This is a genomic window from Amygdalobacter indicium (assembly GCF_029101545.1).
Lineage (GTDB): Bacteria > Bacillota > Clostridia > Saccharofermentanales > Fastidiosipilaceae > Amygdalobacter > Amygdalobacter indicium.
In genome coordinates this window covers 995,298-1,011,634 of record NZ_CP118866.1, presented here as the reverse complement: position 1 = coordinate 1,011,634, position 16,337 = coordinate 995,298, and the positions used below count along the sequence as shown (strand labels likewise).

Below are 16,337 nucleotides of genomic sequence, written 5' to 3'. Positions count from 1 at the left end.
CTTTTGTACTTTAGTGCACTAAAAAATCCGCCTTTCCGGAAGAAGGGCGGATTTTAAGTTTGCTCATGTGACTTATGCAGCAATTATTCGGCAATTAATTCGCCGGCGTGAGCACCTGAGTCTAAAAGATAAATTTTTTCACATGTAAAAACAACTGCCAATTTCGGCTTACCCATCTTCAGACCGGGAGCAGCCGCCTCACAATCGGCAAAAGGCTTGGAACCTTCTTCGAAAATTTCCGCTGTACCGACAAAACGGAAACCCTTGACTTTAGCACGATCTACAACGGCAATTGCAACTTTGGAACCGTTCTTAATATCCTTGATAATTTGCTTATTTGTATTTTCGTTCCAAATAATTTGATTATCGCTGTAAACTCTACCGGAACGCTTGGGACCGATATTCGGTAAGTTATCTGCTGAACAAGTAGCAATCATACATAATTGTTCACCAATCATTTCTTTCATAGCTTCAGTAAAATTAGCCATAATTACACCTCCATCTTCTTATATTATATAATTTTATTCTCATAAAAGGTAAAGAAAAGCTGCTTGTCGGCACAAATTTGTAATTTAAAGCAGTCGACAGCTTTTTTGAGTAATTAGGCTGTTTTGCGGTATACTAAAGGCAAATGTCCTAAAAGAAGAGGTACGATCAATGAGTAGGAAAAAAGACTTACAATTACGTGAGTTGGCATTACAAATCAGATTAGCTTTAATGGATGAAATTATGCATTTGGGTTTCGGCCATTTAAGCGGCAGTCTTTCCATAGTTGACGCTTTAGCCGTTTTATATGGAGAAAAGATGCAGGTAAGGTATCAACAGCCTGATTGGCCCGAACGGGATTATTTAGTTGTAAGTAAAGGACATGCAGGGCCTGCAGTTTATGCGACTTTAGCGCTTAAAGGCTTTTTCCCGCGCTCCTGGTTACACACTTTAAACATGGGCGGAAGTAATTTGCCCAGTCACTGTGATCGCACCAAAACACCCGGTGTCGATATGACAGCCGGTTCTCTGGGACAGGGAATATGTGCAGCTTGCGGTATAGCATTGGGCTTGAAACGTTCCGGCAGCAAGCAGAAAGTTTTCTGCATTGTCGGTGACGGCGAATTGGATGAAGGTTCATGCTGGGAAGCTATTATGTTTGCTGCCGCACATCAATTGAATAATTTTTATCTTATAATTGACGAAAATAACAAACAGCTTGACGGTGATACAAAAGATATTTTGAACCATTTGGATTTAGCTGTGCAGCTGAGAGATTTCGGCTTTAATGTGAAAAATTTGCCTGACGGTAACAATGCCACGGCAATTTCCGATAGTATCACGGAGATTGAAAATGATAATCTTCACGGTAATACCAAGCCTAATTGCTTAGTGTTGCACACAATTAAAGGCAAAGGTTACAAATCTTTGGAAGAAATGAAACTGAACCATCATATTCAGGTTAAACAGGAAGAAGCTCAAGCTGCTTATGAACATTTAGCCGAGGAATTACATGCTGTACAGAGCGAATTACAACAATATCGCACAGAAGCGGATGAGGTAAAAGGGGTAGTAGCGGAAAGTGAAGCTAACAGTGAAGAATTTTGCCGCAGTTATTTAGCCGGAATACAGGCGAATATGTATGAAACGGGTGTTTCTGCAGCTGAACCGGAATTCTCCGTTGTTTATGACGGGACAGATCATGTGCCCAATAAAGATAACTTCTTAAGCGTCTTACGACAAATGCGGCAAGACGATCCGAAGATTATGTATTTGGATGCCGATTTGATTAATTCTTCCGGTGCTTATAAATTCTGGCAGGAACATCCGGAAAATGTTGTTGAATGCGGTATATGCGAAGCTAATATGATCGGTGTTGCAGCCGGCCTCAGTTTGGTCGGATACAAGCCTTATTGCCATACTTTCGGTCCGTTTGCTTCCCGTCGCTGTTACGATCATGCTTTTATTTCCGTCGCTTATGCAGGCAATTCCGTCAGAATATTCGGCTCGGATGAAGGTGTATGTGCCGCTTATAACGGCGGTACGCATATGCCATTTGAAGACTTGGCGCTTTATAGAGCCGTTCCCCATGCTACGGTTCTGGATATTTCAGACGGAGTATTGTTCAAACAGGCCCTTTTGCAGATTAAAGATCGTAAAGGCTTAACTTATTTCAGAAGTACCCGTAAATCTTTCAAACGTATATATAACGACGAGGCAAAATTCGTCATCGGTAAGGCCAATATTTTACATACAGGTAAAGACGTAACGCTGATAGCCTGCGGTTTGATGGTCGGTGAAGCTTACGCTGCGATGCAAATGTTGGAAAAAGAAGGTTATTCTGTCGGTGTGATTGATATGTGGACCTTGAAGCCTTTAGATGTGAAAGCAATTTTACATGCAGCTTCCACCTCCAACGCTATAATGACAGTTGAAAATCATAATGTTATCGGGGGCTTAGGTGATGCTGTGGCTGCCTGCTTAGCTGAAAATTCCTGCGCCGTCCGCTTCAAGAAGTACGGTGTCAATGATGAATTCGGGCAAGTAGGAACACAGGCCTGGTTACAAAAAGCCTATAAGTTGACGGCAGAGGATATTGTTGCATACGTCAAGAAACATTTTTTAGGCTAATTAAGAAAGACGGACAGATTAATGGCACATAACGTTTACATGAACAGTAAAATTAATCAAAGCTGGATGTTGCAGGTTTCCGATATTCATCAATTGTATATTGAAGAACGCGGTAACCATGACGGTATACCGGTAGTTTACCTGCACGGCGGCCCCGGCGGCTGTATCGGCGACGATTCGGCCCGCTATTTCGATCCGTCGTATTATCGCATCATTCTTTTCGATCAGCGCGGTTGCGGTAAAAGTTTGCCCTTTGCCGAGCTTAAGGACAACAATATGTGGGAATTGGTACAGGATATTGAAAAAATCAGGCAATTTCTGCAGATAGATAAATGGCATGTTTTCGGCGGCTCTTTCGGTTCAACTTTAGCTTTGACCTATGCCATTAACTATCCGAATCGCTGCCTTTCGTTGGTCTTACGCGGTATTTTCTTAGGTAGACAGGATGATATTTATTGGCTGAGTCAGGCCGGAGCATCTTATTATTATCCGGAACAGTTTGCCTATTATCGTGACTTGATTCCGCCGAGAAATCGGGGTGATTTGGTTAAGGCGTACTATGACATTTTTACAGGCAGTGACGAGACGCTCAAGTCTATTGCCGCAGAAAGGTGGAGTTCCTGGGAGTATTCGGTTATCTTTCTGGAAAGTCGAATTACTACTTTGAAGCACGAGGCGGACGTTGCCACGCCCGAACAGGTAGCTTTGGCGCGCTTGGAATGCCATTATTTTGTCAACAAAATGTTTTGGCACCTGTTTGACAGCGATGATCAGTATATTTTGCGCAACGTCGATAAAATCAAAGATATTCCCGTTTATATCGTCCACGGACGCTACGATCTGGATTGTCGTCCCTCAGGCGCATATACGTTGCATACGCAATTACCGGGATCAAAACTTTGGTTCACGCTGGCGGGACACAGTTCTGCCGAAACTGAGACGAGGGAGCGCCTGATTCAAATTATGGATGAATTAAAACTCAATTAAGTTGCAAACAGCCGGACACGACAGTCCGGCTTTTTCTTGCCGGATAGCGCATTTTTGCAGACAATAGCGGGGTGAAGTATAATGATAGCTATTATAAAAGTGCAGGTGAAATATGGCAGAAATTGATTTAGCAAAATTAAAAGAAATCGGCGCCAAATACTTTGAAAAGGCGCAAACAGTCAATGATCAGGCCGGTTTGGAAAGCTTGCGATTAGCTTTTTTCGGCAAAAACGGTGATATTAAGCAGTTACAGAAATCATTAAGTACACTGGCTGCCGAATTAAGGCCGCAATTCGGACAAGCAATTAACGAATTAAGAAGCAAATTGGAGAGTAATTTTGAAGAGTTGAAAGTTCGTTTGGAAGCAGAGGCGCATCGCCAACAGCAGGCAAGTGAACGGATTGATATTACTTTACCGCCGCACGCCGAACATTTAGGCTCTTTACATCCGATAAGTAAAACAATTATGGAAATGGAACGTATATTTATCGGACTGGGTTACAAAATTGCCGAAGGACCGGAAATAGAATGGGTTAAGAATAATTTTGATTTGCTGAATATTCCTGAAGGCCATCCTTCCAGAGAATTATCGGATACCTATTATCTCGATGATAAAATCTGTTTAAGAACCCAAACGTCGCCGGTACAAATTAGAGTTATGCAGGCGCAACAGCCGCCTATTTATATCATTTGCCCCGGTAAGGTTTATCGCCCGGATACTGCCGATGCGACTCATTCACCGTTATTCCATCAGATAGAAGGACTGGTAGTAGATAAAGGTATCAGCATGAGTAATCTTGTCGGTACCCTGAAACACCTGGCCAAAGCCTTATTCGGTGAAAATACCGAAATTAGGCTGCGACCGCATCATTTCCCTTTTACGGAGCCTTCATGTGAAGTAGACGTAACGTGTTGGAAATGCCACGGCAGCGGCTGCCCCACTTGTAAAAACGAGGGCTTCGTTGAAGTTCTGGGAGCCGGCATGGTTCATCCGCAAGTATTGCGTAATTGCAATATTGATCCTGAAGTGTACAGCGGCTTTGCTTTCGGCATCGGTGCAGAAAGAGTTTGTATGGCTCACTACGATATCTCGGACATTCGCTATTTTTCCGAGAATAATCTGCGCTTCTTAGAGCAATTCAAGTAAGGATAAGGTGGAAACATGAAAGTTAGTATAGAGTGGTTAAGAGATTTTACTGATATTAATGTTAATTTGAGTACTTTGGCGGATAAACTGACCAGAACAGGTACCAAAGTGGAAACAATCTCCGTTACGGGCAGTAATTTCTCCGGTATATATGTCGGACAGATAGAAGAAATTACACCGCATACAAATTCGGAGCATTTACGGGTATGCCAAGTAAACATGGGCAATTCCACCCGCTTACAGATTGTTACGGCCGCCGAAAATGTCTTTGTCGGCGCCAAAGTCCCCGTAGCTGTCGACGGAGCTGTTTTGGCCGACGGCACTAAAATTAAGAATACCGAATTACGCGGCGTTTTATCTCAAGGCATGTTCTGCAGTGTCGCTGAAACAGGCTACAACAGCAAGGTTTATCCGGAAGCTGTCCCCTCTGCTGTCTGGATTTTAGAGCCGACTACGGAATTAGGTATAACTATGCAGAATTATATGGGCTTAGGTGACGAAATTCTGGACTTTGAAATCACTTCCAATCGTCCCGATTGCCTTTCAGTTGAAGGCTTAGCCCGGGAAACTGCTATAACTTTGAAAAAAACGTTTACGCCCCTGCCTTATAATGAAGTAATCGGGACATTGACAGATAAAAGCAGCAACTATTTAACCGTCTGTAACCGGGCTGAAACCGGCTGCCTCAGATACTGCGGTCGGGTAGTCAAAAATGTTAAAATAGCGCCGTCACCTGCTTGGATGCGCCGCCGTTTAGCAGCATTGGGTATTACACCGATAAATAACATTGTCGATATTACCAATTATGTTATGTTGGAAATCGGTCAACCGATGCATGCCTTTGATTTGCGTGATATAGAGGGAAAAGAGATTAATATCCGTTATGCTGTAAACGGGGAAAAGTTGCAAACTTTGGATGGCGTTGCAAGAACTTTAACCGATAAAATGCTTTTGATTTGTGATGCCGTCAAGCCTTTAGCTTTGGCCGGTGTTATGGGCGGCGAAAACTCCGAAATCAAAGCGGATACTACAAGCATTTTCTTTGAAGCGGCCAATTTCGACCCCGATACTGTACGCCATCAGGCAGCAGCCTGCCATTTGCGGACGGAAGCGTCAGGTCGATTTGATAAAGCTGTCGATCCCGATACAGCTGTAAGAGGTTTGAACAGAGCTTTAGAGTTAGTTGAACAATTGGGCATAGGTGAAGTTGTCAGCGAAACTTTGCAAATTAAGCCGGCACCGTTCTCCTTGCCGTCGACAACTTTTACCCTTAAAGATATTAATTCTTACTTGGGAACGACAATAACAGCAGATTTTGTTCGAGATATATTACAACAACTCGGCTGCCAAGTCACTGAAGAACAGGAGAAATTCACGGTTACGCCTCCCAACTGGCGCCGTGATTTGTTATGCATGGCTGATTATGCGGAAGAAGCTGCAAGATTTTACGGCTACGATAATATCCCTTCGAGCATGCCGAAATCTCAAATTGCCGGTGGATATACCGCTAAGCAATTATATGAGCGCCAAATTAAGAATGTCTGTGTAGCCTTGGGGTTCTACGAAATGATGACGTTAAGCTTTGAGTCGCCCAACACATTCGCCAAATTAGGATTCACCGATCAACGCCGTTTACAACAGGTAACAATCAGTAACGCGCCGACTGAAACTTCCTGTTTGCGTACAGATATGCTGCCGGCCTGCTTAAGAGTAATCAGCAGTAACGTTAATCAGTTCAACGACAGCGGCAAACTGTTTGAATTGGCCAACTGCTATTACAACATACCGGATGCCGAAGGCTTGCCTTCCTATGAAAGCAAATTAATAGCAGCAATATTCTCTAATGATGCGCAGGCTAAAGCCGGTTCCATGTTCTACGAGTTAAAGAATTTACTGCAGGAAACAGCCGAGACTCTAGGAATTAAGCCTGAACGCTTCACCTATCAACCTTTGGCTGATTTACCGATGTATCACCCTTATCGCAGTGCTTATGTCCATCTGGACGGTAATAAAATCGGCACTATTGCCTATGTCGATAAGCAGGTACTGAAATCGTTCGGCATCAAATGTGAAGTTGCAGTCATGGAAATCAAAGCCGGGAGCTTGACGGAACAAGCTACTTTCGCTCGTAAACAGCAGCCAATCAGCCGTTTCCCGGGATATAGTCTGGACTTGGCCTTTGAAATGGATTTAAGCGAGCCGGTCGGCAATTTGCTGGACGTAATCAAACAGAACGCCAATTCGTATTTAAGCAAAGTGGATGTCTTTGACGTTTACAGCGGCGAAAGAGTTGCCCGCGGTAAAAAATCGGTAGCAATTAACTTGCTTTATCGCCATCCTGAGCGCACGTTGAAAGAAGAAGACGTTAAGGATAACATCGCTGAAATTATAAAGAAGGCGGAAGAAAAGTCATATACGTTGAGAGCGTAAAGTTTTTGACGTTTTGGCCGCTACGGCATAAAAACAGAAAAGAGGAGAGCAGGTTCGAGGAACGGACCTGCTTTTTTCTGCTTTCTGCTAAGCTGAGCTGTAAGGACAGTTTACGGCTGAGCCGCATGACTTAGCAGTGATAAAACTAAAGTAATATGCAAGCGAATTTTTTGCGAATTTTTCAGCTAAAATTCTTCTTCCGCAAGCAACAATACTCTTTATACTTCACGCCAAGGAGGATGAAACATGAAGAGTTTGGAAGCAGCGATTATTTTACCTTTGATAATTATCCTTTGTTGTCTGACATTTGCCGGCATATTGATAAGCTATATTCAATGCGATCGTTATAACAGCGTTTATTTAACGGCTGCCGATAAGCAGCGACAGGAAGAAAAAATGCTGAGTTACAGCAGCGAAATTATTGCTTTACCGGGATTAAAAGCCAAAAATTTAGCCGAACGACATCCTAAATGTGTCATAGTTGATTGCCGCGGTAATTATGTAATTGATTTTATTTTTTGGTTGAAAGACGAGACGGCCGAAGTGAAAAAATTCTTGAAAGCAGGTGCCTGAAATGAAATATTCCTGCACTTTTAAGAACTTGATAGCTACTAAGGCGAGACAACTTGAAAAGGGAAGCGTCAGTTTGTTGTTTTGCTTAATTTTGTCCGGTGTTATGACGTTGGAAGCTGTTTTGTTACCGGCTGCAAGATTACGTTATTTTGAAGCTGCAGTACCTGATTTAGCCAATATGCAATTACAACAGGTCCTGGCAAGTTATAAACGTCCTTTGTATGAGCGTTATGCTTTGGCGGCATTTACGGAAAGCGATAATAATAGTGATGCATTTACGTATATGACTCGAAGACAGCAACAGAGTTATTGCATAAAATCAAAGGCCGAATCACTTGACAGTTTGAGCAGTACAAATGTCTTAAAACAGGAAATTATGCAGTATATGAAGCCGCGTTGGCCCTTAGCGTTGATTAATAATTTTAAGCAGCGTTTTCAAGATTTGAAAGGGGCATTCGGAAATAGTAACAGTTGTATAGAAGCGGCAAAATCAGCTGACGGTGTTAAAGAGCAACTTGATGATGTACGCAAAAAAATGGCAGAAACTGAAGATGAAATAAAGCAGGAAAAATCTGCACCTCAGACGGAAGACGCTGAAAAGAAAACTAAAAGCAATCGTTTGCAAAAACTGTTACAGAAAGGTTTGCTGAAAGCTTTGGATTATTGCTTTGACGGTTATGCGCAAATGCGTCATTTGCAAGCTGAAAGTAAATTGGATTCCCAGACTGTAAGTTCATTTGCTGCGATGTTCAATGCGGCGGAAGGTATTATGCAAAAATTGCAATCATTGCAGGTACCTTTGGCAGATACCATACTTTTAGATGAGTATTTGATTTCCTTTCTTGCTTGTGCTGTCAGAAATCAAGAGCAAAGTATTCCGAATGACAATAAAATTTCGCATAATTATACAGGTAGAAGACAACTTTTCCAAAGTCTCAGTTTTTCCTCCCCCTATGAATTGGAAACCTGTATGGCGTTTACCGGCGGTAAAGCGGCTTATTATCAGGTACAAACCGAAATTTTCGCTATTCGTCTGGCTTTACATTTTTTTGCCATTAAGCACGATAAAGTCAAACAGAGTCTTTATCTGGCTTGGGGCGAGATTATTGCTTTGGCTGCAGCTTTATTCGGTATTCCGGTTTCAGCGACAGCTATATGTAACTTTCTGACGGCAGTTGCGGCGGCCTGTGCAGCATTTAGCGATTTGAAAAAATTGCAGGGCGGACATACCTTGCCGTTATTGCCGGAACATTTTGTTAAAGCCGGAGGTATAAGCGGTAAATTGGCCAAATTTCCACATGATTATTTGGATTACGCCCGTTTGTTTTTGTTATTTAACAGTCAGGAACATAAACTTCAAAGATTTTATCAGGCCCTACAGGCTAATCAACCGGGGAAATATTACTGCACAACTTCACTTTTAATTTCCTGGTGCGGTTCACGTTTCAGCAAGCTTAGACAGTATAAGCAGAAACAGTCGTTTTTACGCCCGCAGCCGGCGAAATATCGGGAAGAAAGGGAATAAAATGCTCAAGCAATACTGTAATGGAGTTAAGAAAGTCAAATTATACAGGCATAAAAGCGAACCCGGAAGTTTCAGTATAGAAGCAGCTGTTATATTGCCTTGTGCATTATTGTTTTTCTTTGTTTTGGTTTTACTGGTGCAAATGGCTAATTATGAATTGTTATGGCATACTGCCGGTAACAGCGCCTGTCAGGAACTGGAAGCTATTGTTGCAGCTGCAGGCAGTTTTTCGCAAGCGGATATGAAACAGAAGTTACTCGGGAAGTTGACCGCACGTTTGCCCACACAGGTTACAGATAGATTGCTTAAATTTACTGACGGGATGCTTTCAGCCAATTATCTTTTACGCCGCCAAAGTAATTTGTTCCAAGAAATGAACGGTCGGAGCCGCAACTTAAACACTCGACTGATTACTAATTTTCGAGCTTTTATCAGTGTTAACGAGGCAAAACATCAAATACACTATAAATCCGTTTATGATTATAATCTTCTGCTTTGGCGTAAAAAGAGAGAGTTTTATTACGTGGTACCTTTGTGGAATGTTTATCCTCTCGGCACTTTGGGTAAAAGCTCCACTGCGGGAGAAAATAAGGATGAAAAAAACTTAACCATCTGGAGCAAAGGGAATTTTGCACGGGGAGATGAATTTCAAAGTAAATATCATGCCAATTTACCTAAAAATTTTCCTACGATTAATCGTTTCTCAGGCGGCGTGGCTACCAGTATTAAAAGTATTGACTTAACTAATCCCAACTTGGAGGATGACAACTATCTAAGCAATAGAATCGGCGGTTTGGCGCAAAGTTTGTTGAGCTTCGCCGGCTATCAAGGACAAAACGGCAATTGGCCGACTATTAAAGCTGCTGAAATTAAAATTCGGCGTCTACAACTGATTGTTCCGGAAAATTCGCCCCCGGCAATTTTGAAAAAAGTAAAAAACATTTTACGTCAATATCCCGGAATTGAATATGAAATCATTACCGACGAAAAAAGCTACAAATATGTAGCTGAAGATCAGGCAGAGAAAGGAGGCAGTGATCAGCAAAATTAAGGTTAAAAACAGCAAATTAAGAAAAGCAAATAAGTAACAAAAATTGAAAAGAGGTAAATATGAAACAACGAAAATTTATCAGCACAATAACAGCAGCAATTTTGACTGTTAATTTATTATTTCCTGCTAATATTTTAGCCGTTACCCGCAGTCGTACGGCTAATTTGACGGAGCAAGAAAAAACAGCAACAATCGAGCGGGAAACTGTTCGCCGCAGTCGGAAAAATTCGGAAACACCGGTAAGAAGACGGCGATCTTTAGATTTGCCGGAAATAGGGTTAGGGCCGAATTTGAATGCAGCTTCGAGCGCGTATTACGCGGAGGATGAAAGAAAAAGCACCTGTTATATATGCTTTAACGTTATGGATCAATATAACGATAATGTCGGAGAAGCAATTATATCTTATTCTATAGGTACGACTTCAGGTACTACCCGGGCCGGCAGAACCATAGAAGTGCAGGTTAATGCTTATAACAGCACGTATCCGACTCGAGGTAGAGCAAGTGTCAGTTATTTACCGCCTGAATATACAATGAACGGATCTAACGACTGGGATACATTCAGTTTGAACGGACATGAAAGCTACAGTACGGCGCTGAATGTTTATTTTTCCGTAAACAGAAAAGCAAGTGCAGTCAGAAAAGATTCGGAAAAAGAGGAAGAAGCGGCAAAAAAGGCGGAAAAAGCTAAATTGAGCGAATTTCAGGAAAAGTATCAAAATTTATTAAAACAGGACACCTGGAAGCTGACAGATTGGGAAAAGATTAAGCAGGCACAAAAAGATTTGAAAAATTTAATGGAACTGAAAAGTATTAAAAGCGAAACTGCAGCCATCAAGCAAAAGTTGGAAGAAGCGGAAAAACAACTGCAAAAATTACCTATCACTTTGAATATTGATTATGTTGATAAAAATTCTAAAGATATTCTGACGATAGCTTTTGTTCGCCATTACGGGGAAAAAGAAAACTTTCAGATTTCACCTGAACTTAACCGAAAATTGCAGGAAAAGAACAAGTATACATTAGCGTTATTGCAAACCTTGCCGGAGCATCAGGTAACTTTGGAAGATGAACAAAAACATTTTAAAGTAGGAGTGAAAATGGTTAAAGCTGCCGGTATGATCAGTCAGGAGCCGAGTAAAATCAATAGCTTAATTAAGTATGTAGACGATAACGGCCAAATGATTAAAAGTGAAAAGCAAAAGCTGCAATTTAATGCACAACTTAAGCTTGATATACCGCAAGGCTATGAATTAAAAGACAAAAATAAAGTATATCGTCAAGCTGCAGAAGTTATTGTTGAACTGGTGCGGCGGGAATATCCCGTGTCTATTACTTATTTAGGTAAAGACGGGCATAAAATTCATCAAGATGAAGAAAAGTACAAATACAACGATGAGATAAAACTGAAATTTCTGGAAGATAATAAGACAAAATACAAATTGCAGAGTGAGAAAGAAGTTATCTTACCCAAAGTGAAAGAAGCGATGCAGTTAAAATACACTTTGATTGAAATTGTACCGTGGAGCGATTTAAGTACGAATGAACTCAAACAAAGCAAAGAATATCAGGCTTATGACGAAGATGGGAAATTTCTGTTTACAGGTAAGGCGGAAAAAGAAGGTCAAAGCGATTATCAGATAAAGTTGCCACCGGAATATGCCGGTTATGAAATAATTAATGAAGATGATTGGCAGAAGGGGAAAAGCGATAGGCTTAAGTTACGTTTACGGCGCTTTAAGGTAGTTTTTAATTATGTTCTGAACAATTCGCAATGTTTGGCCCATCAGGAAAAGTCATTAAAATACGGGGAAAAAGCGGTAGCAGCTTTACCGGCAGAATTGCAAAATCTGAATATGGACAAGCGCATAAAGTTTGTGATTGAGGAAAAATTTGTACCTCCTATCGTTAAGGGTGAAATGGAAGTTGTTGTGCCGATAAAGATTGTGATTGAGGAAAATGCGGTGAACGGCAGTGCGAAGAAAACAGATGAAGAAAAGAAAGAGGAAAAAAGCGAAGATAAAAAAGACGATAAAAAAGACGATAAAAAAGACGATAAGAAAGACGTCAAGGAAAATTCTGAGAATAAAGAGAAAAACAAGGACAACGTTCAGGAAAAGATGCCGGAAAAATCGGAGCAAGGAAAATCTCCTGCTGAAACAACAAAGGTAAAGAAAACTGTCGAACAGGAAAGTACACAGGCGACAACGGCTAAAAATGTGCCGAAATTGAGCTTTGCTGAAAACATGCAGACAAAACCGGGGAAAAACAGCAGCTTGCTTAAATTTGTCCGCTCCGACAACAAACAGGCTCTGAGCAAATTACCTCTTTCATTGTTGGCAAATGACGGAAAACAGCCGAAATTTACGATAATTAAAGGTGATTATTATTATGAACCGAACGGTGAATTGACAAGCGTATATACAGATGACAATGGTGAGTTGTTGTTAAATAACCTGCCGGATGGAGATTATCGCTTTTACTATCGGGGAGTTGAATTGGCAAAATTACACATAGACAATTCTCTGGCAGATCCGGGAGCTGAAGGAATAATTAATGTCCAGGCCGAATTATTGGAGAAAGCGGATAATATGAAGCAATTAACTGAGAAATTAAGTCAAAACATTGAACTTTATCAGGATAAAAATGCCGATAACTTAAGTGCCGAAGAAAAATTACGTTCAGCCTTAGCCGAATACAACAAAAATTTAAGCCCGGAACAGCAAGTTTCCTGGACGGAGTTCACAGCTTATTTGCAACAAAAGAAACAGGAAGAACTGCAAAATAAATATGAGGTGGTAAAAACGGCCGAAGGAACATTCTTAAAATTAAAAAACGGCGGCAGCGACAGTATGTTCAAAGCTTATCGTATTGCTCGAACGGGAGAAAAAGCCGGTTATAAGCACAGAATGTTTTTACCTTTAATCTTCAGCTTCGGCAAATAAACTAAAATAAGAGTTAAGTAGCGAAAATTAATAGTGATTTTTACAGATTTTCTTTGAAACAGTTGAACTTGCCGCTCAAAAGAATTATATTTAACAAGTTGAATTATATTTACATGGATGGCGCTGTATCAACAGCATAAGGGAATTATGGAAATTATTAAAAAGATTTTTGGCACACATAGCGATCATGAAATTAAACGATTAATGCCGCTAGTTGAGAAAATTGAAAGTTTGGAACCGGAATATTCCAAATTGAGCGAAGAAGAGTTAAAGGCTAAAACCGGCGAATTCAAAGAACGTTTAGCGCACGGAGAAACGACAGATGATATTCTGCCGGAGGCGTTCGCAACCTGCCGTGAAGCGGCATGGCGTGTTTTAGGGATGAAACATTACCGAGTACAATTGATAGGCGGTATTGTTCTGCATCAGGGACGAATTGCTGAAATGAAGACAGGTGAAGGTAAAACTTTAGTTGCAACTTTGCCGGTTTATTTGAATGCTCTAACAGGTAAAGGTGTTCATGTAGTTACCGTTAATGATTACTTGGCCCAACGTGACTCCGAGTGGATGGGAAAAGTTTATCGCTACCTCGGCTTAACTGTCGGTTTGATTGTTCATGATTTGGATAATGACGAACGGCGGGAAGCATACAACAGTGATATTACTTACGGAACGAATAATGAGTACGGTTTCGATTATCTGCGGGATAACATGGTTGTTTATGAAAATCGCAGAGTGCAAAGAGACTTGAATTTTGCCATCGTCGATGAAGTTGACTCTATTTTGATCGATGAGGCCAGAACACCTTTAATTATTTCAGGTCAAGGCGAAGATGCTACCGACATGTATGAACGGGCGGATCGCCTGGTGCGAGGCATGAAGGCTTTGCACTTAACTGAAACCGACGAAAAATTGGAGCAGGATGAATATGCGGAAGATGCCGACTACGTTGTAGATGAAAAGGCTCAAACTGCAGTTTTAACTCCGCAGGGCGTCAAGAAAACGGAAGCATATTTCGGCTTGACCAACTTAGCTGATGAAGCCAATTATGATGTACAGCATTATGTTACCAATGCTTTGAAAGCTCATGGTACTATGAAGAGAGATCAGCAATATATTGTTCAAGATAATGAGATTATTATTGTTGATGACTTTACCGGTCGTTTGATGTACGGCAGACGTTATTCCGACGGTCTGCATCAGGCGATAGAGGCGAAAGAAGGAGTCGAGGTCAAGAATGAAAGTAAGACTTTAGCGACAATTACTTTCCAAAATTTCTTCAGAATGTACAGTAAACTTTCGGGTATGACAGGTACGGCAACTACGGAAGAACAGGAATTTAGAGAGATTTACAATTTGGATGTTGTGACTATTCCGACGAATAAGCCGTTAGCAAGAATTGATGAACCGGATGCTGTATTCAAGACGATTAACGGAAAATTAAAGGCTATCGTTAAAGAAGTCAAGAAAGCGCAGGAAGCGGGCCAGCCTGTTCTGGTGGGTACGGTTAACGTTGACAGTTCCGAACGAATTTCGGCGATGTTTAAACTTAAAGGTATTGAACATAATGTTTTGAACGCTAAACAGCATGCCAGAGAAGCTGAGATAATTGCTCAGGCCGGACGCTTGGGCCAAGTTACTATTGCTACTAACATGGCAGGCCGCGGTACCGATATTCTGTTAGGCGGTAATGCGGAATATTTAGCTTTGCAGGAATTACGCAAATTAGGCTATGATGAAGAACTTATTGTTCAGGCTAATGCGTATAATGAAACTGATGAGCCGGCAATTTTGGCTATCAGAAAGAAGTATAAAGAATTGTATGAACAGTTCAAGAAAATAACTTCAGCTGAACACGAAAAAGTTGTACAGGCCGGAGGTTTGTACATTATAGGTACAGAACGACACGAATCGCGCAGAATTGATAATCAGTTGCGCGGACGTGCAGGCCGTCAAGGTGATCCGGGACGCAGTAAATTTTATTTGTCATTGGAAGATGAACTTTTACGTTTATTCGGAGGCAATTGGATTAAGAATCTTTTCGATCGCTTAAATGTGGAAGAAGATCTGGAAATTCAGGCCCATTATTTGAGTCGTAATATTGCTAATGCTCAAAAAGCGGTAGAAGGTCGTAACTATGCTATTCGTCGCCGAGTCTTTGAATACGATAATGTCATGAATAAACAAAGAGAAATTATCTATGATTTAAGACGTAAAGTTTTGGCCGGTGAGGAACTTAAACCGATTTTTACCAAGCTGATTAAGAACACGGCAACTGATATAGTAAACTCTTATACTCACGGAGTTGAGAATTATCAGGATATGGATTTCCGCTCGCTGGCTAATAAGTTACTTTATATTTTCGGCGGAATTCCCAGTGTTGCCCGCTTGAATGAAATTGTTCATCTTTTGGCTGAAACTAAAGAGGGGAACGAAGAAGTTTGCTTGACTTTGTCAAACGGCGATAAATTCTATCCGGAGCGTTTCAGCAAGGAAGAATTGATTAATGATGTGATCGGTGAAGCGATGCAGCGTTATGAAGAGCGCGAAGCGTCTTTACCTGTTCCTGAATTAATGCGGGAAGCGGAACGCGTTATTTTGTTGCGGGTGATAGATGATCACTGGATGGAACACATTGATGCTATGGATGATTTGCGTAATTCTATCGGAATGCGCGGTTACGGACAACATGATCCGGTGGTCGAATATACCAAAGAGGGTTACGAGATGTTCGAGGCGATGAATGATCTGATTCGTGAAAATGCAGTTCGTTTATTGATGCAGGCACAAATAACGGCGGAACATCCTTTGGAAAGACGGGAAAATACGCAAGAGCTGAGTGAGGATAAAGAAGCAAATTCAGGTGCTTATGAAGAAGCGGCAGAAGAGCAAAGCGAACCTGAAACAACAGCTCAAGCAGATAGCGCAATTCCTGACAGTACGGCGCAACCTGTGAAAAGAGATAAGCGTAAAGTCGGTCGGAATGAAAATTGTTGGTGCGGCAGCGGCAAAAAATATAAGGATTGTCACTTAGCACAGGATCGCCGGAATAATGATTAAGGT

General features: G+C 41.3%; 10 protein-coding genes. 9 read left to right on the top strand and 1 reads right to left on the bottom strand.

Going from position 1 to position 16,337, the window contains the following annotated elements:
• Window positions 1-83 precede the first annotated feature (83 nt).
• Window positions 84-488: a pyridoxamine 5'-phosphate oxidase family protein gene (locus PYS60_RS04210; protein ID WP_315567949.1), complete on the bottom strand. Its 405-nt coding sequence runs from the start codon at window positions 486-488 to the stop codon at window positions 84-86.
• Between the two features lie 169 nt (window positions 489-657).
• Between PYS60_RS04210 and PYS60_RS04205 the strand changes: the two genes are divergently transcribed.
• The 9 genes from PYS60_RS04205 to secA all read left to right on the top strand — a co-directional run bounded on the left by PYS60_RS04205 (window position 658) and on the right by secA (window position 16,334).
• On the top strand, window positions 658-2,616 hold the full coding sequence (locus PYS60_RS04205; RefSeq protein WP_315567947.1) for a transketolase family protein: 1,959 nt from the start codon (window positions 658-660) through the stop codon (window positions 2,614-2,616).
• A gap of 39 nt (window positions 2,617-2,655) precedes the next feature.
• The gene (gene pip / locus PYS60_RS04200; RefSeq protein WP_315567946.1) at window positions 2,656-3,603 is read left to right on the top strand and encodes a prolyl aminopeptidase; all 948 of its coding nucleotides are present in this window, start codon (window positions 2,656-2,658) and stop codon (window positions 3,601-3,603) included.
• 112 nt (window positions 3,604-3,715) lie between these two features.
• Window positions 3,716-4,750 (top strand): phenylalanine--tRNA ligase subunit alpha, encoded by a 1,035-nt coding sequence (pheS, locus tag PYS60_RS04195; RefSeq protein ID WP_315567944.1) that lies wholly within the window; start codon window positions 3,716-3,718, stop codon window positions 4,748-4,750.
• 15 nt (window positions 4,751-4,765) lie between these two features.
• Window positions 4,766-7,180, top strand: a complete 2,415-nt coding sequence (pheT, locus tag PYS60_RS04190; protein ID WP_315567943.1) for a phenylalanine--tRNA ligase subunit beta — start codon at window positions 4,766-4,768, stop codon at window positions 7,178-7,180.
• Between the two features lie 246 nt (window positions 7,181-7,426).
• Window positions 7,427-7,753, top strand: coding sequence for a hypothetical protein (locus tag PYS60_RS04185; protein WP_315567942.1), 327 nt, complete (start codon window positions 7,427-7,429; stop codon window positions 7,751-7,753).
• 1 nt (window position 7,754) lies between these two features.
• Window positions 7,755-9,278: a DUF5702 domain-containing protein gene (locus PYS60_RS04180; RefSeq protein WP_315567941.1), complete on the top strand. Its 1,524-nt coding sequence runs from the start codon at window positions 7,755-7,757 to the stop codon at window positions 9,276-9,278.
• Between the two features lies 1 nt (window position 9,279).
• Entirely contained in the window at window positions 9,280-10,329 is a 1,050-nt protein-coding gene (locus PYS60_RS04175) for a hypothetical protein (protein ID WP_315567940.1), read from the top strand.
• 59 nt (window positions 10,330-10,388) lie between these two features.
• Window positions 10,389-13,274 carry a hypothetical protein gene (locus PYS60_RS04170; RefSeq protein ID WP_315567939.1) on the top strand — a complete coding sequence of 962 codons (2,886 nt, stop codon included), beginning with the start codon at window positions 10,389-10,391 and terminating at the stop codon, window positions 13,272-13,274.
• Between the two features lie 144 nt (window positions 13,275-13,418).
• A complete protein-coding gene (gene secA, locus PYS60_RS04165) occupies window positions 13,419-16,334 on the top strand; it encodes a preprotein translocase subunit SecA (protein WP_315570840.1) in 2,916 nt (971 codons plus the stop codon).
• Window positions 16,335-16,337: the final 3 nt, after the last annotated feature.